This window comes from Streptococcus sp. HMSC067H01, assembly GCF_001814775.1.
In the GTDB taxonomy this organism is placed as follows: Bacteria; Bacillota; Bacilli; order Lactobacillales; family Streptococcaceae; genus Streptococcus.
Genome location: NZ_KV817803.1, coordinates 194,267 through 216,649, shown reverse-complemented (window position 1 = coordinate 216,649; position 22,383 = coordinate 194,267). Strand labels below are relative to the sequence as shown.

General features: G+C 41.1%; 22 protein-coding genes. 12 read left to right on the top strand and 10 right to left on the bottom strand.

Annotated elements, in window-relative coordinates; genetic code table 11:
• Positions 1-3 precede the first annotated feature (3 nt).
• From fabG to HMPREF2987_RS07485, 9 genes are all read left to right on the top strand, one after another.
• Positions 4-738, top strand: coding sequence for a 3-oxoacyl-[acyl-carrier-protein] reductase (gene fabG, locus HMPREF2987_RS07530; protein ID WP_075230003.1), 735 nt, complete (start codon positions 4-6; stop codon positions 736-738).
• A gap of 22 nt (positions 739-760) precedes the next feature.
• On the top strand, positions 761-1,996 hold the full coding sequence (fabF, locus tag HMPREF2987_RS07525; protein ID WP_075230002.1) for a beta-ketoacyl-ACP synthase II: 1,236 nt from the start codon (positions 761-763) through the stop codon (positions 1,994-1,996).
• 2 nt (positions 1,997-1,998) lie between these two features.
• Entirely contained in the window at positions 1,999-2,481 is a 483-nt protein-coding gene (accB, locus tag HMPREF2987_RS07520; RefSeq protein ID WP_075230001.1) for an acetyl-CoA carboxylase biotin carboxyl carrier protein, read from the top strand.
• On the top strand, positions 2,478-2,900 hold the full coding sequence (gene fabZ, locus HMPREF2987_RS07515) for a 3-hydroxyacyl-ACP dehydratase FabZ (RefSeq protein WP_075230000.1): 423 nt from the start codon (positions 2,478-2,480) through the stop codon (positions 2,898-2,900). Before accB ends, fabZ begins: the two co-directional genes overlap by 4 nt.
• An 11-nt stretch (positions 2,901-2,911) precedes the next feature.
• The gene (gene accC, locus HMPREF2987_RS07510) at positions 2,912-4,279 is read left to right on the top strand and encodes an acetyl-CoA carboxylase biotin carboxylase subunit (RefSeq protein WP_075229999.1); all 1,368 of its coding nucleotides are present in this window, start codon (positions 2,912-2,914) and stop codon (positions 4,277-4,279) included.
• A gap of 185 nt (positions 4,280-4,464) precedes the next feature.
• Complete coding sequence (accD, locus tag HMPREF2987_RS07505; protein ID WP_075229998.1) at positions 4,465-5,328, top strand: acetyl-CoA carboxylase, carboxyltransferase subunit beta; 864 nt, start codon at positions 4,465-4,467, stop codon at positions 5,326-5,328.
• Positions 5,328-6,095 carry an acetyl-CoA carboxylase carboxyl transferase subunit alpha gene (locus tag HMPREF2987_RS07500; RefSeq protein ID WP_075229997.1) on the top strand — a complete coding sequence of 256 codons (768 nt, stop codon included), beginning with the start codon at positions 5,328-5,330 and terminating at the stop codon, positions 6,093-6,095. The genes accD and HMPREF2987_RS07500 overlap by 1 nt, the downstream gene beginning before the upstream one ends.
• A gap of 496 nt (positions 6,096-6,591) precedes the next feature.
• Positions 6,592-7,317, top strand: coding sequence for a CPBP family intramembrane glutamic endopeptidase (locus HMPREF2987_RS07490; RefSeq protein WP_075229996.1), 726 nt, complete (start codon positions 6,592-6,594; stop codon positions 7,315-7,317).
• 361 nt (positions 7,318-7,678) lie between these two features.
• On the top strand, positions 7,679-8,392 hold the full coding sequence (locus tag HMPREF2987_RS07485; protein ID WP_373878860.1) for a CPBP family intramembrane glutamic endopeptidase: 714 nt from the start codon (positions 7,679-7,681) through the stop codon (positions 8,390-8,392).
• A gap of 57 nt (positions 8,393-8,449) precedes the next feature.
• Here HMPREF2987_RS07485 and nusB read toward each other — a convergent pair whose 3' ends face one another.
• From nusB to gatC, 7 genes are all read right to left on the bottom strand, one after another.
• Complete coding sequence (gene nusB, locus HMPREF2987_RS07480; RefSeq protein WP_049503062.1) at positions 8,450-8,872, bottom strand: transcription antitermination factor NusB; 423 nt, start codon at positions 8,870-8,872, stop codon at positions 8,450-8,452.
• Positions 8,865-9,254 carry an Asp23/Gls24 family envelope stress response protein gene (locus HMPREF2987_RS07475; protein WP_049503061.1) on the bottom strand — a complete coding sequence of 130 codons (390 nt, stop codon included), beginning with the start codon at positions 9,252-9,254 and terminating at the stop codon, positions 8,865-8,867. Before HMPREF2987_RS07475 ends, nusB begins: the two co-directional genes overlap by 8 nt.
• 28 nt (positions 9,255-9,282) lie before the next feature.
• Positions 9,283-9,843 (bottom strand): elongation factor P, encoded by a 561-nt coding sequence (efp, locus tag HMPREF2987_RS07470; protein ID WP_000568646.1) that lies wholly within the window; start codon positions 9,841-9,843, stop codon positions 9,283-9,285.
• 376 nt (positions 9,844-10,219) lie between these two features.
• Entirely contained in the window at positions 10,220-11,263 is a 1,044-nt protein-coding gene (locus HMPREF2987_RS07460) for a 2,3-butanediol dehydrogenase (protein ID WP_000224426.1), read from the bottom strand.
• Positions 11,264-11,387: 124 nt separating this feature from the next.
• On the bottom strand, positions 11,388-12,830 hold the full coding sequence (gene gatB / locus HMPREF2987_RS07455) for an Asp-tRNA(Asn)/Glu-tRNA(Gln) amidotransferase subunit GatB (RefSeq protein WP_075229993.1): 1,443 nt from the start codon (positions 12,828-12,830) through the stop codon (positions 11,388-11,390).
• Positions 12,830-14,296 (bottom strand): Asp-tRNA(Asn)/Glu-tRNA(Gln) amidotransferase subunit GatA, encoded by a 1,467-nt coding sequence (gene gatA / locus HMPREF2987_RS07450; RefSeq protein ID WP_075229992.1) that lies wholly within the window; start codon positions 14,294-14,296, stop codon positions 12,830-12,832. The genes gatB and gatA overlap by 1 nt, the downstream gene beginning before the upstream one ends.
• Positions 14,296-14,598, bottom strand: a complete 303-nt coding sequence (gene gatC, locus HMPREF2987_RS07445) for an Asp-tRNA(Asn)/Glu-tRNA(Gln) amidotransferase subunit GatC (RefSeq protein WP_004251926.1) — start codon at positions 14,596-14,598, stop codon at positions 14,296-14,298. Before gatC ends, gatA begins: the two co-directional genes overlap by 1 nt.
• A gap of 212 nt (positions 14,599-14,810) precedes the next feature.
• Between gatC and HMPREF2987_RS07440 the strand changes: the two genes are divergently transcribed.
• The 3 genes from HMPREF2987_RS07440 (at position 14,811) to HMPREF2987_RS07430 (ending at position 17,964) form a co-directional block, all read left to right on the top strand.
• Positions 14,811-15,485, top strand: a complete 675-nt coding sequence (locus HMPREF2987_RS07440) for a YwaF family protein (RefSeq protein WP_075229991.1) — start codon at positions 14,811-14,813, stop codon at positions 15,483-15,485.
• 34 nt (positions 15,486-15,519) lie between these two features.
• A complete protein-coding gene (locus tag HMPREF2987_RS07435) occupies positions 15,520-16,212 on the top strand; it encodes a YwaF family protein (protein ID WP_075229990.1) in 693 nt (230 codons plus the stop codon).
• A 207-nt stretch (positions 16,213-16,419) separates the two neighbouring features.
• Positions 16,420-17,964, top strand: a complete 1,545-nt coding sequence (locus HMPREF2987_RS07430; protein ID WP_075229989.1) for a peptide chain release factor 3 — start codon at positions 16,420-16,422, stop codon at positions 17,962-17,964.
• A 523-nt stretch (positions 17,965-18,487) separates the two neighbouring features.
• Here the strand turns inward: HMPREF2987_RS07430 and HMPREF2987_RS07425 are convergent.
• The 3 genes from HMPREF2987_RS07425 to arcC form a co-directional block, all read right to left on the bottom strand.
• Positions 18,488-19,816: a dipeptidase gene (locus tag HMPREF2987_RS07425; protein WP_075229988.1), complete on the bottom strand. Its 1,329-nt coding sequence runs from the start codon at positions 19,814-19,816 to the stop codon at positions 18,488-18,490.
• A 17-nt stretch (positions 19,817-19,833) separates the two neighbouring features.
• A complete protein-coding gene (locus tag HMPREF2987_RS07420) occupies positions 19,834-21,342 on the bottom strand; it encodes a YfcC family protein (protein ID WP_075229987.1) in 1,509 nt (502 codons plus the stop codon).
• Between the two features lie 93 nt (positions 21,343-21,435).
• Positions 21,436-22,383: a carbamate kinase gene (gene arcC / locus HMPREF2987_RS07415; RefSeq protein WP_075229986.1), complete on the bottom strand. Its 948-nt coding sequence runs from the start codon at positions 22,381-22,383 to the stop codon at positions 21,436-21,438.

Genomic DNA, 22,383 nt, shown 5'->3' with positions numbered 1-22,383 from the left:
AAAATGAAACTAGAACAGAAAAATGTCTTTATTACAGGCTCAAGTCGAGGAATTGGTCTTGCCATTGCTCATAAATTTGCCAGCTTGGGAGCCAATGTTGTCTTGAATAGTCGTGGTGAAATCTCCGAGGAGCTTCTAGCCGGATTTAAACCATACGGAGTGAAGGTTCTTGCTATTTCTGGTGACGTTTCTGATTTTGCGGACGCAAAGCGTATGGTGGACCAAGCCATTGAAGAGCTGGGTTCAGTTGATGTTTTAGTCAACAATGCTGGGATTACCCAAGACACTCTCCTGCTCAAGATGACAGAAGTAGACTTTGAGAAGGTCTTAAAAGTCAATCTAACGGGTGCCTTCAACATGACGCAAGCAGTATTGAAGCAGATGCTAAAAGCTCGCGAAGGGGCCGTTATCAATATGTCCAGTGTCGTTGGTTTGATGGGTAATATCGGTCAAGCAAACTACGCCGCTTCTAAGGCTGGTCTAATTGGATTTACCAAATCAGTAGCGCGTGAGGTTGCTAATCGTAATGTGAGAGTAAATGCTATTGCGCCAGGGATGATTGAATCGGATATGACCGCTGTCTTGACAGATAAAGTAAAGGATGCCATGTTGGCACAAATTCCGATGAAACAGTTTGGACAAGCAGAGCAGGTGGCTGATGTGACAGCCTTTCTTGCTAGTCAAGATTATCTAACAGGACAAGTAATTGCAATTGATGGTGGACTAACCATGCAATAAGAGTTAAAATAGAGGTAGAAGAATGAAACTGAATCGAGTAGTAGTGACAGGTTATGGAGTGACATCTCCAATCGGAAACACACCAGAAGAATTTTGGAACAGCTTAAAAACTGGTAAGATTGGAATTGGTGAAATTACTAAGTTTGATCATAGTGAATTTGCGGTGCATAATGCGGCAGAAATCAAAGATTTTCCTTTTGACAAATATTTTGTAAAAAAAGATACCAACCGTTTTGATGACTATTCTTTGTATGCCTTGTATGCAGCACAAGAAGCCGTTAATCATGCAGGTCTTGATGTAGAAGCTCTGGATAAGGATCGCTTTGGTGTTATCGTTGCTTCAGGTATCGGTGGAATCAAGGAAATCGAAGATCAAGTCATCCGCCTTCATGAAAAAGGTCCAAAACGTGTGAAACCGATGACCCTTCCAAAAGCTTTACCAAATATGGCCTCAGGAAATGTTGCTATGCGCTTTGGTGCTAATGGTATTTGTAAATCTATCAATACTGCTTGTGCTTCTTCAAATGATGCAATTGGGGATGCCTTTCGTTCCATCAAGTTTGGTTACCAAGATGTTATGCTAGTTGGTGGTTCTGAGGCTTCTATCACTCCATTTGCCATTGCTGGTTTCCAAGCCTTAACAGCTCTTTCAACAACAGAGGACCCAACTCGTGCTTCTATTCCATTTGATAAGGATCGTAATGGATTTGTCATGGGTGAAGGTTCAGGGATGTTGGTTCTTGAGAGCTTAGAACATGCTGAAAAACGCGGAGCAACTATCCTAGCTGAAGTTGTTGGTTACGGGAACACTTGTGATGCTTACCATATGACTTCACCACATCCAGAAGGCCAAGGGGCTATTAAAGCTATCAAACTTGCCTTGGACGAAGCTGAGATTACACCAGACCAAGTAGCCTATGTCAATGCTCATGGTACATCAACTCCTGCTAATGAAAAAGGAGAGAGTGGTGCTATCATAGCAGTTCTTGGTAAGGAAGTACCTGTATCTTCAACCAAGTCATTTACTGGACACTTGCTCGGTGCAGCTGGTGCAGTTGAAGCCATTACAACAATTGAAGCAATCCGTAACAACTATGTACCGATGACAGCTGGAACTACTGAATTGTCAGACTATATTGAAGCAAACGTTATTTATGGACAAGGCGTGGAACGTGAAATTCCTTATGCTATCTCAAATACCTTTGGATTTGGTGGGCATAATGCAGTCCTTGCTTTCAAACGTTGGGAGAATAAGTAAAGATGAATTTAAATGAAATCAAAGACTTGATGGCGCAATTTGACCAGTCAAGCTTGAGAGAATTTTCTTATAAAAATGGAACGGATGAGTTGCTTTTCAGTAAAAATGAAGCAAAATTTATCTCAGAAACAAGTCCAGCACCTCAACCAGCGGTTTCAGTAAGTGAATCTACACTTGCACCACAAACTCCAACTACAACACCAGTTGTAGAAGCAGTTTCAGAATCAGGTGCTAGTGAATCTGAAGCTGAAGGGGACCTTGTAGAAAGTCCACTTGTCGGAGTTGCTTACTTGGCTGCCGGACCAGACAAATCTAATTTTGTTTCAGTCGGTGATACTATTAAAAAAGGCCAAACCTTGGTCATCATCGAAGCCATGAAGGTCATGAATGAAATTCCAGCACCTAAAGATGGTGTCGTAACAGAAATTCTTGTTGAAAATGAAGAAATGGTTGAGTTCGGGAAAGGCTTGGTACGTATCAAATGATTGATATTCAAGAAATTAAAGAAGCTTTGCCTCACCGCTATCCTATGCTCTTAGTGGATCGTGTCTTAGAAGTTAGTGAAGATACAATCGTTGCCATTAAAAATGTAACGATTAACGAACCTTTCTTCAATGGACACTTCCCAGCTTACCCTGTGATGCCAGGTGTACTAATCATGGAAGCCTTGGCTCAGACAGCAGGTGTTTTGGAATTGTCTAAACCTGAAAACAAAGGGAAGTTAGTCTTCTATGCTGGTATGGACAAAGTTAAATTTAAGAAGCAAGTTGTTCCTGGTGATCAGCTTGTCATGACAGCAACGTTTGTCAAACGTCGTGGCACAATCGCCGTAGTAGAAGCGAAGGCAGAAGTAGATGGTAAGCTTGCAGCAAGTGGTACTCTGACCTTTGCTATTGGAAACTAGGGAGGTTTTCCATGTTTCGTAAGATTTTAATTGCCAATCGTGGTGAAATTGCTGTTCGTATTATTCGTGCGGCACGAGAGTTAGGAATCGCAACAGTCGCTGTCTATTCGACTGCTGACAAGGAAGCTCTCCACACGCTTTTGGCTGACGAGGCTATCTGTATCGGCCCTGGGAAGGCTACAGAATCTTATCTGAACATCAATGCCATCCTATCAGCTGCGGTCTTGACTGAAGCTGAAGCTATTCACCCTGGATTTGGTTTTTTAAGTGAAAATTCCAAATTTGCAACTATGTGTGAAGAAGTCGGTATCAAATTTATCGGGCCATCAGCTCGTGTAATGGATGTCATGGGGGATAAAATTAACGCCCGTGCTCAAATGATTAAGGCAAACGTGCCTGTCATTCCAGGATCAGATGGTGAAGTTCATACTGCAGAAGAGGCGCTTGTTGTTGCCAAAAAAATTGGTTATCCAGTTATGCTGAAAGCTTCAGCTGGAGGTGGTGGTAAAGGGATTCGTAAAGTTGAAAAGGCAGAAGACCTTGTATCAGCCTTTGAAACAGCCTCTAGTGAAGCTAAAGCAAACTTTGGTAACGGGGCTATGTACCTCGAGCGCGTGATTTATCCTGCTCGCCACATTGAGGTACAGATTCTTGCTGACCAGATGGGACATGTGATTCACCTAGGTGAACGTGACTGTTCGCTTCAGCGGAATAACCAAAAAGTTTTAGAAGAAAGTCCTTCCATTGCGATTGGGAAAACCCTTCGTAATGAAATTGGTGCAGCGGCAGTCCGTGCGGCGGAATCTGTTGGTTATGAAAATGCGGGGACCATTGAATTCCTACTAGATGAAGCAAGTGGTAAATTCTACTTTATGGAGATGAATACACGTGTCCAAGTGGAACATCCAGTAACCGAATTTGTTTCTGGTGTGGATATTGTCAAGGAACAAATCCGTATTGCGGCAGGTCAACCTTTGACTCTGAAACAAGAAGATATTGTTCTAAAAGGACATGCTATTGAGTGCCGTATCAACGCAGAAAACCCAGCCTTTAATTTTGCACCAAGTCCTGGTAAGATTACCAATCTTTATCTCCCAAGTGGTGGTGTTGGCTTGCGCGTAGATTCTGCAGTTTATCCAGGTTACACTATTCCACCCTACTATGATAGTATGATTGCTAAGATTATTGTTCATGGGGAAAATCGTTTTGATGCACTCATGAAAATGCAAAGAGCTCTTTATGAACTCGAAATTGAAGGGGTCGTCACCAATGCTGATTTTCAACTCGATTTGATTTCAGATCGTCGTGTGATAGCAGGGGACTACGATACTTCCTTCTTGATGGAAACTTTCTTACCACACTATCAAGAAAAAGAATAATGTAATACTCTTCGAAAATCTCTTCAAACCGCGTCAGCTTCGCCTTGGATTATATATGTGACTGACTTCGTCAGTCTTATCTACAACCTCAAAGCAGTGCTTTGAACAACCTGCGGCTAGCTTCCTAGTTTGCTCTTTGATTTTCATTGAGTATAAAAATAGTATAAGACTGAAAAGGGGGATGTATGGCTCTATTTAGTAAAAAAGATAAATATATTCGAATTAATCCCAATCGTTCGACTGTAAATCAACCTCAGATCAAGCCAGAGGTTCCAGATGAGCTCTTCTCCCAATGTCCAGGTTGCAAATATACGATTTACCAAAAGGACTTGGGGAGTGAGCGTATATGCCCTCACTGTGGCTATACCTTCCGTATATCGGCTCAAGAGCGTTTAGCCTTGACCATTGATATGGGTACTTTTTTAGAAATGTTTAAAGGGATTGAAACTCAGGATCCTCTGAATTTTCCAGGTTATCGTAAAAAGTTGGCCTTGATGCGCGAAAAAACTGGTCTTGATGAGGCTGTTGTTACAGGAACTGCCCTCATCAGAGGAGAAAAGGTTGCCCTTGGTATCATGGATTCTAACTTTATAATGGCATCCATGGGGACAGTTGTTGGTGAAAAAATTACCCGCTTATTCGAATTTGCCACAGATGAGAAATTGCCAGTCGTCTTGTTTACGGCTTCTGGTGGAGCACGTATGCAAGAAGGAATTATGAGCTTGATGCAGATGGCTAAAATCTCTGCAGCAGTCAAACGCCATTCCAATGCAGGTCTCTTTTATCTGACAATCCTTACTGACCCGACAACTGGAGGTGTAACAGCTTCCTTTGCTATGGAAGGGGATATCATCTTGGCAGAACCGCAAAGTCTGGTTGGTTTTGCTGGACGCCGTGTGATTGAAAATACGGTAAGGGAAGACTTACCAGAGGATTTCCAGAAGGCAGAGTTTCTTCTAGAGCATGGCTTTGTAGATGCAATTGTAAAACGGCGAGAATTGCCAGATATGATTGCTCGATTAGTAAGGTTGCATAAGGGGGATTGTTGATGAATATAGCGAAAATCGTCAGAGAAGCACGTGAACAAACCCGCTTAACTTCCTTGGACTTCGCAACAGGAATTTTTGATGACTTTGTGGAGCTACATGGGGATCGCTCTTTCAGAGATGATGGTGCTGTTATTGGTGGTATCGGATGGTTGGGAGAACAAGCGGTAACTGTTGTCGGAATCCAAAAAGGTAAAAGTTTACAAGATAATCTTAACCGTAACTTTGGACAACCCCATCCAGAAGGCTATCGCAAGGCACTTCGTTTGATGAAACAAGCTGAAAAATTTGGCCGACCAGTTGTAACCTTTATCAACACTGCGGGAGCCTATCCTGGTGTAGGAGCAGAAGAACGGGGTCAAGGTGAAGCTATTGCCCGTAACCTCTTTGAAATGAGTGATTTAAAAGTTCCCATCATTGCGATTATTATCGGTGAAGGTGGATCTGGTGGTGCCCTTGCCCTTGCTGTAGCAGACCGTGTTTGGATGCTTGAAAATTCCATCTATGCCGTACTGAGTCCTGAAGGATTTGCTTCTATCTTATGGAAAGATGGAACTCGCGCCATGGAAGCAGCTGAGTTGATGAAAATCACCTCGTATGAGTTGTTGGATATGCAAGTTGTAGATAAGGTCATTTCTGAAGTTGGTCTTTCAAGCAAAGATTTAATCAAGCAAGTGAAGGAACAACTCCAAGCAGAACTCGATGTACTTGGTAAACTTCCGCTAAATCAACTCATTGAAGAACGTTACCAACGCTTTAGAAAATATTAAAAAGAAAGAGAGTGGGACAGAAATCGGTAATTCGTTAGAATTCGATTTCGTCGTCCCACCTCCGCACAGTTGAGTAGGGCTGTAAAAGCTGATGAAATCAGCGTAGAAGAGCCCACTCAACCACTGCGTCTTGCTCGACAATCCAAAGACAATTGAGAGGCAAGGACTTTTGTCCCAGCCTCTTTTTGGTTTCTATAAAAAAGACATTTCAGGATTAAGAATTGACAGTTGAGGAAATAACTGCTAAAATAATCAAAAAAATATGTATAATGAACATATAGGCTTAGAAACATATCATTTAAGAAGCTACTTGACAGATATATTTACAGTTCTTTCGTTTGAAGAGTTAGAGCAAGTTTCAGGTGGTGGTATGATTTGGATGTTTGATGAAAGAATTTGGACTTGACCTAGTATAGCAACAAATCAGAAAACTATACTTGCTGATGTGACTAGACGTGGTTCTGGTGTTGGCTATTGATAAGTTAAAGGAGTGAGTATGAAAAAACTAGGGCATTTGGGAGTCTTTGTCTTACTGGTATTTCTATCGGTTTATCTACCAGAGTTAGGGATTATGTATCTGACTAAGTTTTTAGGATGGGGGATAGATGGCTATTCTATCTTTTTAACAGTTGAAGTAACAGCTCTTTTGCTATTATTTATCTACTGGCTCAAAAAGAAAGAGATGCTCTATATTTTTGAAAATAAGGGTTCAAAGAAGTCAAGATTCTTTTACCTTGTAGTTGGTTTAGTGGCTACTTATTTTGATCGTCAATTGGTCGATGCTTTTCAGTTACAGTTTCATCATCTAATTGATAACAAGTATATCTTTCAAGACCTTCTTTCGGTCCTATACTCCAATGGGCAAGCAACTTTTCTATCAACTGTTCTCAGTTTTAGTTTAACAGTAGTCGTCGGACCTATATTGGAGGAACTGATTCATAGAGGGTACTTTATGAATACCTTTTTCCCCCAGTCCAAGTACTATCTGGATGTTATCCTATCTGCTCTTATCTTTGGACTTTGTCATTTAATCCTAACTCACCGAGATCCTATTAGTTTGATCATTTATAGTTTAGGCGGTCTCTTCTATGCCCTTGTCTACCGTTGGACAAAGAACCTGAAAATTACAATCCTATGCCATAGTTTTTTCAACTTTCTTATTTATGCAAAGCCCATCTGGATTTTTGTTTATAATTTTATCTATTATCGTTTTTTAAGATAGTAGTAATAAGAAAAGTGTTTGGCAGAAGTCAAGCACTCTTTTGATTCTTCCCCAAAGAAAGTTAGCTCTCTCTTTTAAGTGATTAAGAGATGCTTCAACAGTAAGGTATACATTTCGGGATTAAGAATTGGCAGTTGAGGAAATAGATATGAGTGTGGTCAAAAAATATGTATATTATATAATAAGAAATGATAATCTGATGGACTAGTCACTAGGCTAGGAAGAAAGAATGAAAAAATTTCAGATGCCCTATTCTACTACTTTAAAAGCGTTATTGAGGTATAGTAGTAAATTGGAGAGTTGACTAGTCATTGAGAAGATCTGTAGATTTGGTAATTTTGTTGATTAGAAAGAAGTAATGATGAACAAACTAAGACAACTTGGAGTGTTTTTGCTGATTAGTTTCCTATCTACCTATTTACCACAAACGATTGGTTTGTATATGACAATCATTTTAGGTCTAGGTATAGATAGCTATTCTATTATTTTAACAATGGAGTTAGTGCTGAGTCTTTTTCTTTTAGTTTGGTGGTTACAAAGGAAAAAAATGCTCTTTGTCTTTGAAAAAAAGAGTTGGAACTGGTCAACGATCTTTTACTTGCTTGCATGTTATGTGGTGAATCAAGTTTTAGGTCGCTTTTGGGAACGCTATGCTCATTTGATTGATTACAAGAATATTCATGATTACCTTTATACAATGGTGCTTTCTAATGGACGACCAACTTTTTTATCGACTGTTCTTAGTTTTATCTTAGTAGTCATCATTGGTCCTATTTTGGAAGAGACGCTTGATCGTGGGTATTTTATGAATACCTTTTTTCCAAAGTCCAAGTATTATCTGGATGTCATCTTCTCAGCTCTTATCTTTGGACTCAGTCATTTGATCCTAACTCACCGAGACCCAATTAGTTTATTATATTATAGCCTGATTGGTCTCTTTTTCGCTATTGTCTATCGTTATACATCTAATCTACGATTGACCATTCTTTGTCATTGTTTGTTCAACTTTTTCAACCACGCTAAACCTATTTGGATTTTTGTTTATAATTTTATCTATTATCGGTTTTTTAGATAGTGCTAGTAATAAGAAAATAAAAAAGTGTTTGACTCAAATCAAACACTTTTTTTATACTTAATCTTCTTCTGTCACAAATTGACTGAGGAGTCCGTTGATAAAACGGGCTGATTTTTGATCTGAAAAGCTTTTAGCAAGCTCAATGGCTTCGTTAACAGCTACGAGTTGAGGAGTGTCAAATGAAGTAATTTCAAAAACTCCTAGGCGTAGTAAATTCTTTTCTACCAAAGTCAGACGATCGATGGTCCAACCAGTTTTCAAATGTTGAGTGATTTGTTTATCCAGATCATCCTTTTTAGCTTGGACACCAGAAACGAGCTCCACAAGGAAGTTAGGAAGTTGCACATCTGTATCTTCGCGATCATGTGTGTAGGCGAAGCGACAAGCAGTTTCTAGATCTGAACCAAATTCAAGACTCATCAAAGCTTGGAAAGCACATTTACGTAGCTCACGTCTTGATTCTAATAATGGACTAGTCATTGAGGAAGTCCTCGTCGAATAAGTCTTTCAATTCTGGTTTTGGTGTTTTATCTGGAACGATACCTGCAACGTGAATGTTGACAGCAGAGATTTCAACATCAGCCATATTGCGGACAGCATCCTTAACAGCTTTCTGGATAGCCATAGCAACCTTAGGAACTTTGACACCGTACTCTAGGTAGAGATAGATATCAGCTGTGAGCTCATCGTTTGCTTCTTTTAGATATACGCCACGACCAAGAGAAAGTTTTGAAAGGGTGTCAGATACTGATTTGTTTGAAAAAGAGTGTACGCCTTCAACTTTCGCAGTTGCAATAGCAATGATTTTTTCAAGTACACGTGGGGCGATGACGATTTCGCCAAGTTGTTCTTCAATTCCCATAGAATGACCTCTTTCTAGTTTCTAGAGATTAGGCGCGAGAAACGTAAGTTCCTTCTGCAGTGTTGATAATCAATTTTTGACCTGCTTCAATGAAGTCTGGAACGTTCACGACAAGACCAGTTTCCATTGTTGCTGGTTTACCAGAACCGGTAACAGTAGCACCTTTGATAGATGGTTGTGTTTCAGCAACTGTCAATTCAACAGTAGTTGGTACAGTCACACCGATTACTTCAGTTCCGTAGAATTGGATTTTTACATCTGAGTTTTCAAGGATGTAAAGCAATTCGTTTTCAACATTCACAACAGGAATTTCGTATTGGTCGTACGTTTCTGTGTTCATGAAGTAAGCTGTGTCGTCCATTTTGTACAAGTATTGAGCTGGAACTGTTTCAATGATCGCTTGCTCAAATTTTTCTTCTGGGCGGTAGCTTGTTTCAAAAGTTGAACCAGTACGGACATCACGCAATTTCATACGCATGATAGTGTTTCCTTTACCTGGTTTGTGGTGGCTAGCTTCCAAAACGCGGATCAATTTTCCTTCAGCTGTTTCAAAAGTCATACCAGCCTTTAGTTTACTTGCTTCAATCATGTTTTTACCTCTTTTATAAATATTATTACTCTTCATTTTACCATAAAATCTTCTGGAAATAAAGCCAAAATAGTTATTGGGAGATGGTAGAGGAGAAAAAGAATATTGCCTAGTCAGGTGGAGGGGTTAATGTTAAAGAGTATCCACTATATTTCTTCTTATACTCAATGGAAATCAAAGAGCAAACTAGGAAGCAAGCCGCAGGCTGCTCAAAACACTGTTTTGAGGTTGGGGATAGAACTGACGAAGTTAGTAACCATATATACGGTAATGTGACGCTGACGTGGTTTGAAGAGATTTTCGAAGAGTATTATATTTCAAAAGGCCGAAGTAAGCTTACTCCGACCTGTTAGTATTGTCTTAAAAAGATTGATTTTTATTCTGGTTCTACCAAAATTTTAATTTGTGACTTATCTTGAGTTAATTCGATAAAGCCTTCTTCGACGATATTTTCCAATTTAATTTTCTTAGTAACTAATTTTTCAGCAGAGAAGTAGCCTTGTTCCATCAATTCTAATACTTTAGGGAAGATATGACGATAAGCAATGATTCCTTTTAGTGTCTTTTCTTGGATTGCAAATTCATTCGGATTAATATTTGCTTCTCGTTCCCAGATAGAGACCACCATGCACTCACCTGCTTTATGTACGGCAGCTAAGGCTTGTCCTAAAACTACTGGCACACCCGTTACTTCATAAGAAACATCTACACCACCGTTTGTTAAACGATGAATAGCTTCAACAGCTGTTTCACCTTCTTCCGGACGGACAACGATAGCTCCTAACTCTTCAGCTTTTGCTTGACGTTCAGGTGATAGTTCAACAGCATAAATCTTAGAAGCACCCGCTGCACGAAGGGCTTCTACAATTAAGAGACCAATCGGACCTAAGCCAAAGACAGCAGCAGTATCACCAGCTTTTAGTGCTGATTGACGAACTGCATAAACTGCAACAGCAGCTGGCTCAGTGAGAGCAGCTTGCTCATAGCTTAAGCTATCTGGAATGACATGTACTAAGTCACCGTCTAAAACACAATATTTGGCAAATCCACCGTCTGCAGCCAAACCGACAAAATTAAGGTTTGGATCCAAATTATAATTACCAACTAAGTTATTCTTAGCTAGAATTGGTTCTACAGCAACACGATCACCAACTTTAACACGAGTAACATCGCTTCCGACTTCTACAATTTCACCAGAAAATTCGTGTCCCAGTGTTACTGGTGCTTTTTGACCAGAATAGACATGTTCTTCTGTTGGGATGAAGATAGGGCCATCTAAAAATTCGTGGAGGTCAGTACCACAAATTCCTGTGAATTTAACAGCAACTTTTACTTGGTGCGGAAGTACCTCAGGGACTTCTACTTCTTGAATACGAACATCTTTTGCTGCATGCCAGCGAGCTGCTTTCATTGTAGCCATATGAATAACTCCTTATTGTTGCGATTTTTAGTTTTCCTTTTAGGAAACTTTACATGTAACATTGTAAACGCTTTCCTTGTATTTGTCAAGAAAAACCAACCTCAGGGCTGGTTTCTTTTACATATTAATCTTCTTTTAACTTAGCCAATTCTTGGGCAAGTAGCTTGAGGGCGACTTGTGGGTTGGCTTGGCCTTTGGTTGCTTTCATAAGGAATCCAGTAAATGCTTTGTCTGCATTACGTTTTCCTGACTTGAAGTCGGCAACTGCAGCTTCGTTATCTGCAAAGACTTGGTGGATGATTGGAATCAAGACATCAGGATCTGAGATTTGAACCATGCCTGCTTTTTCAACGAATTCACGAGCTCCACCGCCATTTTTGGCTAGATGGACAAAGACTTTCTTGGCAATCTTAGATGAGATAGTTCCGTCTTCGATGATGGCAATCATTTCAACCAAGTTTTCTGGAGTCAACTCGATTTGTTCAAGTGTCTTGCCTTCGGCATTCAAGAATTGAGCAACTTCTCCTTGGAGCCAGTTAGAGACTTGCTTAGCATCGCCACCAAGGGCGACAGCTTTTTCAAAGAAGTCAGAAGTGACCTTGTTCGCCGTCAACTGGCTAGCATCGTAGTCTGACAAGCCGAGGTCAGAGACGTAGCGCGCACGGCGTTCTTTTGGAAACTCTGGCAACTCCGTACGAATTTCTTCAATCCACTCATCAGAGATTTCAAAGAGTGGTAGGTCTGGCTCTGGGAAGTAGCGGTAGTCTGCAGCCCCTTCCTTGACACGCATGAGGATGGTTGCCTTGTTCGCTTCATCATAACGGCGTGTTTCTTGGCGGATTTGACCACCTGAGCGAAGGATTTCAGCTTGGCGTTGGACTTCGTATTCAAGACCCTTGCGAACGTTTGAGAAGGAGTTGAGGTTCTTCAATTCAGTCTTGGTACCGAATTTTTCTTGACCATAAGGACGAAGCGAGATGTTGGCATCCACACGCATAGAACCTTCTTCCATCTTAACGTCAGAAATGCCAGCGTATTGGATAACCTCCTTGAGGGCTGTTAGATAAGCATAAGCTTCTTCTGGTGAACGCATGTCGGCTTCAGATACGATTTCAATCAAAGGCACCCCTTGGCGGTTGAGGTCAACATAAGAGTAACCATCTGTACCGTGTGTGTTCTTACCAGCGTCCTCCTCTAGGTGAGCACGCTCGATACCGATTTTCTTAGTTGTTCCGTCTTCTAGTTCCACTTCAATCCATCCATTGTAACCAATTGGCTCATCAAATTGAGAAATTTGATAGGCTTTAGGATTATCAGGATAGAAGTAGTTTTTGCGATCAAAGTGCATCTTCTTATGGATGTCCATGTTAAGAGCGAGTGCAGCCTTGATACCAGCATCGACAACACCTTTATTGAGAACTGGTAGTACGCCTGGGAAAGACCAGTCAATCACGTTAGTGTTGGCATTTTGGTCATTTCCAAAGTGAGCAGAAGTAGGTGAGAAGATTTTTGAATTGGTGTTGAGCTCTACGTGGACTTCAAGTCCAATGACTGTTTCAAAGTTCATTAATTATCACCTCCAAAAATCACGGGTTGTTGTCTGTGGTAGTCTGTTGTTGCTTCAAAAGCAGCAGCAGCTTGGTAGATAGTTTCTTCTGAATACTTAGGACCAATCAATTGGAGTCCTACTGGTAGACCTTGAACAAATCCTGCAGGAATTGAAATCCCAGGAAGACCAGCCAAGTTGACAGGGATGGTCAAAAGGTCAGCCAAGTACATGGCAACTGGATCATGGTTAAGCGAATCTAAGTCATAGGCAACGCTTGGAGCAGATGGACCAAGGATGAGGTCATAATCAGCAAAGACTTTTTCGAAATCTTGGATGATGAGGGTACGGACCTGTCCAGCTTTCTTGTAGTAGGCATCATAGTAACCTGATGAAAGACTGAAAGTACCAAGCATGATACGGCGTTTCACCTCTTCACCGAAACCTTGGCTACGGCTGTTTACATAGATTTCATCAAGATTAGTTGCATCTTCTGCACGGTAGCCGTAACGAATACCGTCAAAACGTTGTAAGTTTGATGAAGCTTCTGATGAAGCGATGATGTAGTAGACTGCCACACCGTATTTAGAGTGAGGAAGGCTCACTTCTTCAACGATAGCACCAAGTTTTTCAAAGTGTTTAGCAGCGTTCAGAATGGTTTCCTTAACTTCTGGGTCAATCCCTTCGCCAAGATATTCTTTAGGCAAAGCGATTTTCATGCCCTTGATGTCTAGACCGATTTTTGAAGTAAAGTCGGCAATTCGGACAGGAGCAGAAGTAGAGTCTTTGGCATCTTCGCTGGCAATCGCATTGAGCAAGAGGGCATTTTCCTTAACAGTAGGAGCAAAAGGTCCAATCTGGTCTAATGAGCTACCAAAGGCAATGAGACCGAAACGAGAAACTGTTCCGTAGGTTGGTTTGAGACCAACGATCCCGTTGAAGGCAGCTGGTTGGCGGATAGAACCACCAGTATCAGAACCAAGTGACAAGCGGACTTGTCCTGAGGCTACAGCTGCAGCAGAACCACTTGATGATCCACCAGGAACCTTGGTCTGGTCCCAAGCATTTTTAGTGGCACCGTAGTAAGAAGTCTCACCTGATCCACCCATGGCAAACTCGTCCATGTTAGTTTTCCCAACAACAATCATGCCCTTAGCTTTTGCATTGGCAACAGCTGTCGCATCAAAGATTGGCTCGTAGTTATAAAGCATTTTTGAGGCTGCAGTTGTTAGGATGCCGTCTGTAGAGATATTATCCTTAACAGCTAGCGGAATTCCTGAAAGGATATTGTCAGCGTCAATTCCAGTCTCATCAATAGCCTTGGCTTGAGCAAGAGCTTGGTCCTCAGCGATAGTGACAAAGGCATTGATAGCCTCTTCACGCGCCTTGATATCTTCAATCGTCGCTTGCGTTAGTTCGGTTGCAGAAATTTCCTTAGATACAAGGAGGTTGTGCAACTCTTCAATCGTTTTATTGTTAAAAGTCATTAGGCATCTCCTCCATCATCCAGGATAGCTGGTACCTTGATATAGTAGTTATCTTTTTCAGGTACATTTTTAAATAAGCGATCACGGTCAGTTCCTTCTTCGGCTACGTCTGGGCGAAGAACGGTCTTACGATCTGCCATGGTAGTCGTTGGTTCAACACCAGTAGTGTCGACTTCACCGAGCAATTCGACCATATCAACAATCTTAGACAAGGTTGTCGCAAACTCAGCAGTTTCTTCTTCTGAGAATTTTAATTTTGAAAGATTGGCAACGTGAGTTACCTCTTCTTGCGTAATTTTCATCTGGTATCCTTTCGTGAAATGATGATTATTTATCTGTTCTATTTTACCATATTTTCCTATAAATAAGGTGAGCTAAGCTGAAAAGAAATAGAAATTGAAAAAAGGTTTTTTATTCGATATAATGGTTGAAATTATAGGAAAGACTAACAGTCGTTTTAAGTTGGCAAGTAAGATTGATGATTGACCAAATTAAAACACTTTAGGGGTGAAATATGACAATTTGGGAATTACTTTTTACCAGTAAAAAAACAGTCCCTCCTCATTTGGGGCCATGGTACATTTTGTTGCCGATTTCTCTGCTAGTTATAACAGTTTTATCAATTCGCTATGCAAACTCTAAACCTTATCGAGATTTTTGGTATTGGGGTCAATTGATTCAATTGCTGATTATCAACGCTTGGTATATTTCAGCGCATCTACCCTTGTCTGAGGCCCTCCCTTTTTACCATAGTCGTATGGCTATGTGGATGATTCTTTTGGCCCCTAATAAGACTTTTTTTAAACAATATTTTGCCTTGGTCGGAGTCTTTGGTTCGATCATGGCCTTGGTTTATCCAGTCTTTTATCCTTTTCCTTTTCCTCATGTTTCCTCGGTTAACAATGTTTTCGGCCACTGGGCCCTCTTAGCAAACTGCTTGATTTATCTTGTCAAATACTATCAAGTTCAAAATAGGGATATTTGGAAGATTTGCCAGATGACTCTTGGAGTCAATGCTATCATTTTTCTAGCCAACCTCTTGACAGGAGGGAATTATGGCTTTATGAGCAAGCCACCTGTGATTGGTGATCATGGTAGCTTGCTTAACTATCTCATCGTAACCAGTTTGATGACAGGGATTCTCGTCTTCATTAATCAACTTGTTAAATGGAAACATAAGAATAGTTAGCGAACAAATGAATTAATTATTTTAAGGAGATTTTATGCATCATTTTATTACAAGAACCCAAACCACACCACCGCCTATTCCGATTTTTTGGTACGGTGTCATGATAGGCCTTCTTGCCCTGTCTATTTATGCTTCTCTTACTTACTACAAAAATCCCAAATTTGTTCGATTATTTAAGTGGATTCAAATAGCGCAACTGCTAGCTCTTTACACTTGGTATATTGGTTTTAGCATTCCATTTTCAAATAGTCTGCCTCTTTACCATTGCCGTTTGGCCATGTTTGCAGTAGTTTTCTTGCCAGATAAATGGAAAACCAAGCAGTATTTTGCCCTTATGGGAGCTAGTGGAGCAGTATTTGCTTTGGGCTATCCGGTTTTTGATCCATATGATTTCCCGCATATTACCAGTTTTTCATTCCTGATTGGGCATTATGCTCTCTTGGTCAATTCCTTGGTCTATCTCATGAATCACTACGATAAAAACCTACTTAAAAAGTATCGCATTATCGCCTACACTTTTGTTCTCAACCTTTTCCTAGTTGGAGTCAATCAAGTAACAGGTGGGAATTACGGGCTTTTGAATACCACGCCATTTATTCCAGATGCCCCTATATGGATCAAGTATCTTCTGGTTTCAATCATTCTTTCCTCAGTCTTGGTGCTCTTTGATATTTTGTTTAAAAAACGTTGGGAAAAGAAAATTGCTCTAGAAAAAATTAAATTTTGAAGAGATTGTAACTAGCGATACAAAATAAATATTGAATAAAAGAATCTTATGAGCAGGTCTAGTATCTTAGCCTGCTTTTCTTTTATAAGCAATTGAAAAACTCTCTAAAATCCGATATAATGGAGTGTTGAAAGGAATGTTAGAGTCCGATGTAAAAAAGAATGCTTATAAATTGAAATAATAAAAAAGTAGAAAGAAAGAGAACTTATGACTATTCAAGAAGAAATTAAGAAACGCCGTACCTTTGCCATCATCTCTCACCCGGATGCGGGGAAGACAACCATTACTGAGCAGTTGCTCTACTTTGGAGGAGAGATTCGTGAGGCTGGTACTGTAAAAGGAAAGAAAACAGGGACTTTTGCCAAATCTGACTGGATGGATATTGAGAAACAACGTGGGATTTCGGTAACCTCATCTGTCATGCAGTTTGACTATGATGGCAAGCGCGTGAATATCCTAGATACACCAGGGCACGAGGACTTCTCTGAAGATACTTATCGGACATTGATGGCGGTGGATGCTGCGGTCATGGTAGTGGACTCTGCCAAGGGTATCGAGGCCCAAACCAAAAAGTTATTTGAGGTTGTCAAACACCGCGGGATTCCAGTCTTTACCTTTATGAACAAGCTGGACCGTGACGGTCGTGAACCGCTAGATCTCTTGCAAGAATTGGAAGAAGTCTTGGGTATTGCAAGTTATCCAATGAACTGGCCAATCGGGATGGGGAAAGCCTTTGAGGGGCTCTACGACCTCTATAACCAACGTTTGGAACTCTACAAAGGGGATGAACGTTTTGCCAGCCTAGAAGATGGCGATAAACTTTTTGCTAGCAACCCATTCTACGAACAAGTGAAAGAGGATATCGAACTTTTGAATGAAGCAGGAAATGAATTCTCGGAGGAAGCCATTCTTGCAGGTGATTTGACTCCAGTATTCTTTGGATCAGCCTTGACTAATTTTGGGGTGCAGACTTTCTTAGAAACCTTCCTCAAGTTTGCTCCAGAACCTCATGGACACAAGAAAATAGACGGGGAAATTGTTGATCCTTATGATAAGGACTTCTCAGGATTTGTCTTTAAAATCCAAGCCAACATGGACCCTCGTCACCGTGACCGTATCGCCTTTGTTCGTATTGTATCGGGTGAATTTGAGCGTGGTATGAGTGTCAATCTCCCTCGTACTGGTAAGGGAGCTAAACTTTCTAATGTCACCCAATTTATGGCGGAAAGTCGTGAAAATGTGACCAATGCCGTAGCAGGAGATATTATCGGGGTTTATGATACAGGTACCTACCAGGTTGGAGATACGCTAACTGTTGGGAAAAACAAGTTTGAGTTTGAACCACTGCCAACCTTTACTCCAGAGATTTTCATGAAGGTTTCTCCTAAGAACGTCATGAAACAGAAATCCTTCCACAAGGGAATGGAACAGTTGGTGCAAGAAGGAGCCATCCAGCTTTATAAGAATTACCAAACAGGTGAGTACATGCTAGGTGCTGTTGGACAACTCCAGTTTGAAGTCTTTAAGCACCGTATGGAAGGTGAATATAACGCAGAAGTGGTCATGACACCAATGGGTAAAAAGACAGTGCGTTGGATTAAACCTGAAGATTTAGATGAACGTATGTCTTCTAGTCGAAACATCTTGGCCAAAGACCGCTTTGACCAACCAGTCTTCCTTTTTGAAAATGACTTTGCTCTTCGCTGGTTTGCGGACAAGTATCCAGATGTAGAGTTGGAGGAAAAAATGTAGATCGCCAAAGTTACTTGATTGTGTAACAATCTAAGTAACTAACGCCAAGTTTCTATGGAACTTGGCTAGGCGCTCCACTAGTAAAGTTTTACGAATATTATCGATTCGTAAAACTTTACGTCGTAACAGAAAGGAAGCGAACTAGCTAACTGTCTTACTAACTTCGTTTGGCAAATATAATCGATTTGCCAAACTTCGTGTCGTAATTTAATAAACGGTAACCGTTATGGCAGTTCACCTAAACGCTTCACTAGGCAAAGTCCACGAATAGTTTCGATTCGTGGACTTTTTCGTCGTAATAGTTAGAAAGCGGTCTAGCTACCTGCCTTACTAACTTCGTTTGGCAAATAGAATCGATTTGCCAAACTCCGTGTCGTAGTGAAAAAGAGTATCTGAGTTGGTAACTTACCTTAAAACTATTGCAAAAAGCCAAGAAAATCCCTTCCTTGGCTTTTGTTGTAGCTCGCTATTTAGAATTTTCTTAAAACTCCGTCCCAAATCGGGACGGAGTTTAGGAGGTCTTTTAGGTCGCTAATCGGTAAACAGCTTCAGCATAGATATCCATAGCATGATAGAGATCATCTAAGATTGCATATTCATTTGCTTGGTGTTCTGTTTGCTCTCTTCCTGGGAAGAGGGCGCCAAAAGCGACACAGTTTGGCATCGTACGTGCAAAGGTTGCACCGCCAGATGATAGAGCGGGACTCTTGTCACCAGTTTTTTCTTCATAAACTTGCATGAGAGTAGTGACGAGCATACTATCTCTTGCAACGTAAAGTGGTGCCAGGTAGTCAAATTCATGGTAGCTAAGTTGGTAAGCTTTTGCGCACTCTATCAGCTGATGAACAAGGGCATCCTTGTCTGCAAGGACTGGGATTCGGATATCAATTCGAATCTCAGAACTTTCGGGAGTAATGGTTAAGGCAGCTACATTAAAGGATAAATGTCCAGAAGGCTGGTCGCTGATATCACCAAAGATTCCTTTTCCTTGACCATCTTGACCAACTTCTTTGGCAAGAAATGTAAGTGCAGGATGGGATTGAATGGAATCAAGGACGGTGGCTAATCGAATGACTGCATTAATCCCTTGGCTAGCATCCTTGGCATGCTTAGATAGTCCTAGAACAGTAAGGTTCTGGTCATTTTGTTGATAATCGTAGCCAGCAGATATGAGGCCTGCCTGGATCTGATCCATAAGTGGTCCTTGATAGGTTGCCTTATCAGGGACGACATTGAAAGCTCCACCTACATCTAAGGCGAGTTGTTCTGATCCAGGTCCATGAAGTTTGACCTGAAGGAGCCCTTTTTCTGCATAGGTTAATGGGAACGATGAATCAGGAGCAAATCCCATGCTGGCTTGCTCTTCAATGGCATTATATCTTGCCATACAACGCCAAAGTGTTTCTTCATCAGTGCCAAATATGAACCGAACCCGTTTTTTGAATTGAATTCCTTGGTCAAGCAGGCTTTTGACTGCATAAAGGGCTGCAAGAGAAGGTCCTTTATCATCCTGAGAACCCCGACCATAAACCCTCCCATTTCTGATACTAGCTTCAAATGGAGGAGTTTCCCAGTCTGTCAAATCACCTGCAGGAACTACATCTAGGTGGCAGAGGATGGCAAGGAGATCCCCCTCACCAACTTCTGCATACCCATAATATCCTTGAGGATCAAGGTAGGTTTTAAAACCAAGTTCTTGACATAAGTCCAGCGTTTTTTTCAGGACATCTTGAATTGCTTGACCAAAGGGAGTGCCATTTTCACCTTCATTGAGAACAGAAGGATAAGAGATGATTGTTTTCAAACTTTGAAGAAAATCCTCTTTGATTGATTCTGTAATATAGGATTTCATCCGTATTTCCCTCTTTATTATAAGAATGGCACAAATGTACCTAAGATAAGAAGTAGAATACTTGCAACGACAATGACGATGACGAGTTTTCCAACAAATTTCCACCAAGTTCCAAGGCTGACACGACCAAGAGCAAGAGCACCCATAACAATACCTGAAGTAGGAGTCACAAGGTTAAGGACACCAGATGCAGATTGGTAGGCAGTGACGATAAGGCTTGCTTTAACATTAACGAACTCTCCAAGAGGAGCCATGATACCCATAGTTGCACTAGCAAGACCAGATGAAGAAGGAATGAGGAAGGACATAGGTAGGTAGAAGATATAGGTCAATACGATGAAGATTTGAGGAGAAAGACCTTGAAGGCCAACTTCACCCCAGTGTAGGATGGTTGCAGTAATCATACCATCGTTCATGATAACTTGGATACCACGAGCAACCGCACAAATCAAGGCTACTGAAAGCAAATCTGCAGCACCATTTAGGAAGGTTGAGACAATCTTGCTTTCTTTGAGACCATAGACAACACCGATCAAAATCCCCATAACGGCAAAGAGCATAGCGCCTTCTGGGAAGTACCAGCTACCAAATGGTAGAGCAGATGAACCGATAACTCCTCCAATTACAGGAAGGCCGATTAACCAATTCTTGAAGTCTTCAAATACAGTAACATGCAAATCAACCCAAGGGATGAAACTTGCAATCATAATGATAAAGGTTAATACAAATAAAGCGAGGACATGTTTTTGTTTCTTGCTCAAGGTAGATGGTGCATCATCGTTTTCTGAAACATTAAAGTGTTTGATATCTTCTTCGCGTTGAGCGTAAACGAGTGATTTAGTAGGATCTTTTTGAATCTTTTCTGCATAACGATAGACAAAGTAAGTGCTGATACCTGTCATTACAAACCAGAAGATAACACGGAGAATAACCCCATCCATAGAAGAGATTCCCGCAGTATCAGAGGCGATAACAGTAGCAAATGGATTCAATGTAGATGCCAAACAACCAACTTGAGAACCTAGTAAGATGATGGCTACGGCAGTGATACTGTCAAAACCAACTGCCATCATTACAGGGACAAGAAGGGGATAGAAGGCCATGGTTTCTTCACCCATACCATAGGTAGTTCCTCCAAGTGCGAAGAGGGGCATGAGGATGAGAATCAACATTTTTTCACGGCCCTTGTATTTTTTAACGATGGAGGCAATCCCTACATCGAGTGTACCAGTAGCGTTTACGACACCAAGGAAACCTCCGACCATAAGGATAAAGAAGGCAACGTCGATTGCTGCGCTAGTTGGTTCGTGACCGAGCATGGCACGAATTGGTGCCATAAAGACATCGTAAATCCCTTGAGGATTAGAGTCAACAGTTTGATAGGTACCTGCGATGAGGTTACCTGCTTCATTGGTATCATACTTACCTGCAGGAATGACCCAGGTCAAAAATGCCATAATGGCAATGATGATGATCAAAACAGTGTATGATGAAGGCATTTGAAACCTTTTTTTATTTTCACTCATTTGTTTTTCCTCCTAAACTATGTCACACAGTATAAAAACGAATGATGGTGGCAAGAGTGCTGACTAAACTTTCTTGTAAGGTATCACTAAGAGCTAATCTTTAACGATGATTGTTCCGCTATCAGATTCAATCAAGGCTCCCAAATTGCTGAGGGAAGTGATGACGGCTTTTCCTGCTGGACGATTGGTTACAAAATCAATGGCAGCTTGGATTTTTGGTAGCATACTACCAGGAGCAAATTGCCCCTCTTGGATGTATTCTTGGAGTTGGCTAACAGTTACCTGCTCCAGTTTTTCTTGATTTGGTTTGTTATAGTTGACATAAGCATAATCTACGCCAGTCAAAACGATGAAGAGATCGGCTTCAACCAATTCTGCCAAGCGTTGAGATGCAAAGTCCTTATCAATAACGGCTTCGACTCCCGATAGGTAACCGTTTTCATTTTCGATTACAGGAATACCTCCACCGCCTGCAGCGATAACAACTTGACCTGCGTTTAGCAATGCTCGGATACTATCGATTTCTTTGATGTGAATAGGTTTTGGCGAAGCAACGACTTTACGCCAACCACGACCTGAATCCTCTTTAAAGGTAGCTCCAGTTCGTTCACTTTCTGTTTTGGCATCTTCTTCTGAGTAGAAAGGACCGATTGGTTTGCTTGGGTTAAGAAATGCAGGATCATCTTTGTCCACGACTACTTGCGTTACAACAGACGCAACAGGTTTTTCCAATTTCAAATCAAGCAAAGCATTATCTAAAGCATTTTGGAGCCAAAAACCGATACTACCTTCAGTCATGGCTACGAGTGAGTCTAGAGGGAAGGCTGGATTTTTTTCGGAATCGGCTGCTAGATGTTGGAGAAGCAAGTTACCGACTTGCGGTCCATTTCCGTGTGTGATGATGAGTTCATCACCATTTTGGATTAGTTTTACCAGATGGCGAGCTGTTTCAGCTAGAGCTGCTTCTTGGGCTTGAGCAGATGGATCGGTAGAGAGAATAGCATTCCCTCCAAGAGCGACAACGATTTTACGATGTGACAT

Excerpts from the sequence above, each read along its gene's own strand:
- arcC (WP_075229986.1), bottom strand. The coding sequence starts at position 22,383 with ATGTCACATCGTAAAATCGTTGTCGCTCTTGGAGGGAATGCTATTCTC.
- HMPREF2987_RS07425 (WP_075229988.1), bottom strand. The coding sequence starts at position 19,816 with ATGAAATCCTATATTACAGAATCAATCAAAGAGGATTTTCTTCAAAGT.
- fabG (WP_075230003.1), top strand. The coding sequence starts at position 4 with ATGAAACTAGAACAGAAAAATGTCTTTATTACAGGCTCAAGTCGAGGA.
- fabF (WP_075230002.1), top strand. The coding sequence starts at position 761 with ATGAAACTGAATCGAGTAGTAGTGACAGGTTATGGAGTGACATCTCCA.
- gatA (WP_075229992.1), bottom strand. The coding sequence starts at position 14,296 with ATGACTTTTAACAATAAAACGATTGAAGAGTTGCACAACCTCCTTGTA.
- accD (WP_075229998.1), top strand. The coding sequence starts at position 4,465 with ATGGCTCTATTTAGTAAAAAAGATAAATATATTCGAATTAATCCCAAT.
- gatB (WP_075229993.1), bottom strand. The coding sequence starts at position 12,830 with ATGAACTTTGAAACAGTCATTGGACTTGAAGTCCACGTAGAGCTCAAC.
- HMPREF2987_RS07440 (WP_075229991.1), top strand. The coding sequence starts at position 14,811 with ATGACAATTTGGGAATTACTTTTTACCAGTAAAAAAACAGTCCCTCCT.
- HMPREF2987_RS07475 (WP_049503061.1), bottom strand. The coding sequence starts at position 9,254 with ATGGGAATTGAAGAACAACTTGGCGAAATCGTCATCGCCCCACGTGTA.
- accB (WP_075230001.1), top strand. The coding sequence starts at position 1,999 with ATGAATTTAAATGAAATCAAAGACTTGATGGCGCAATTTGACCAGTCA.
- HMPREF2987_RS07430 (WP_075229989.1), top strand. The coding sequence starts at position 16,420 with ATGACTATTCAAGAAGAAATTAAGAAACGCCGTACCTTTGCCATCATC.
- HMPREF2987_RS07500 (WP_075229997.1), top strand. The coding sequence starts at position 5,328 with ATGAATATAGCGAAAATCGTCAGAGAAGCACGTGAACAAACCCGCTTA.
- nusB (WP_049503062.1), bottom strand. The coding sequence starts at position 8,872 with ATGACTAGTCCATTATTAGAATCAAGACGTGAGCTACGTAAATGTGCT.
- fabZ (WP_075230000.1), top strand. The coding sequence starts at position 2,478 with ATGATTGATATTCAAGAAATTAAAGAAGCTTTGCCTCACCGCTATCCT.
- gatC (WP_004251926.1), bottom strand. The coding sequence starts at position 14,598 with ATGAAAATTACGCAAGAAGAGGTAACTCACGTTGCCAATCTTTCAAAA.
- HMPREF2987_RS07490 (WP_075229996.1), top strand. The coding sequence starts at position 6,592 with ATGAAAAAACTAGGGCATTTGGGAGTCTTTGTCTTACTGGTATTTCTA.
- HMPREF2987_RS07420 (WP_075229987.1), bottom strand. The coding sequence starts at position 21,342 with ATGAGTGAAAATAAAAAAAGGTTTCAAATGCCTTCATCATACACTGTT.
- efp (WP_000568646.1), bottom strand. The coding sequence starts at position 9,843 with ATGATTGAAGCAAGTAAACTAAAGGCTGGTATGACTTTTGAAACAGCT.
- HMPREF2987_RS07435 (WP_075229990.1), top strand. The coding sequence starts at position 15,520 with ATGCATCATTTTATTACAAGAACCCAAACCACACCACCGCCTATTCCG.
- accC (WP_075229999.1), top strand. The coding sequence starts at position 2,912 with ATGTTTCGTAAGATTTTAATTGCCAATCGTGGTGAAATTGCTGTTCGT.
- HMPREF2987_RS07485 (WP_373878860.1), top strand. The coding sequence starts at position 7,679 with ATGAACAAACTAAGACAACTTGGAGTGTTTTTGCTGATTAGTTTCCTA.
- HMPREF2987_RS07460 (WP_000224426.1), bottom strand. The coding sequence starts at position 11,263 with ATGGCTACAATGAAAGCAGCTCGCTGGCATGCAGCAAAAGATGTTCGT.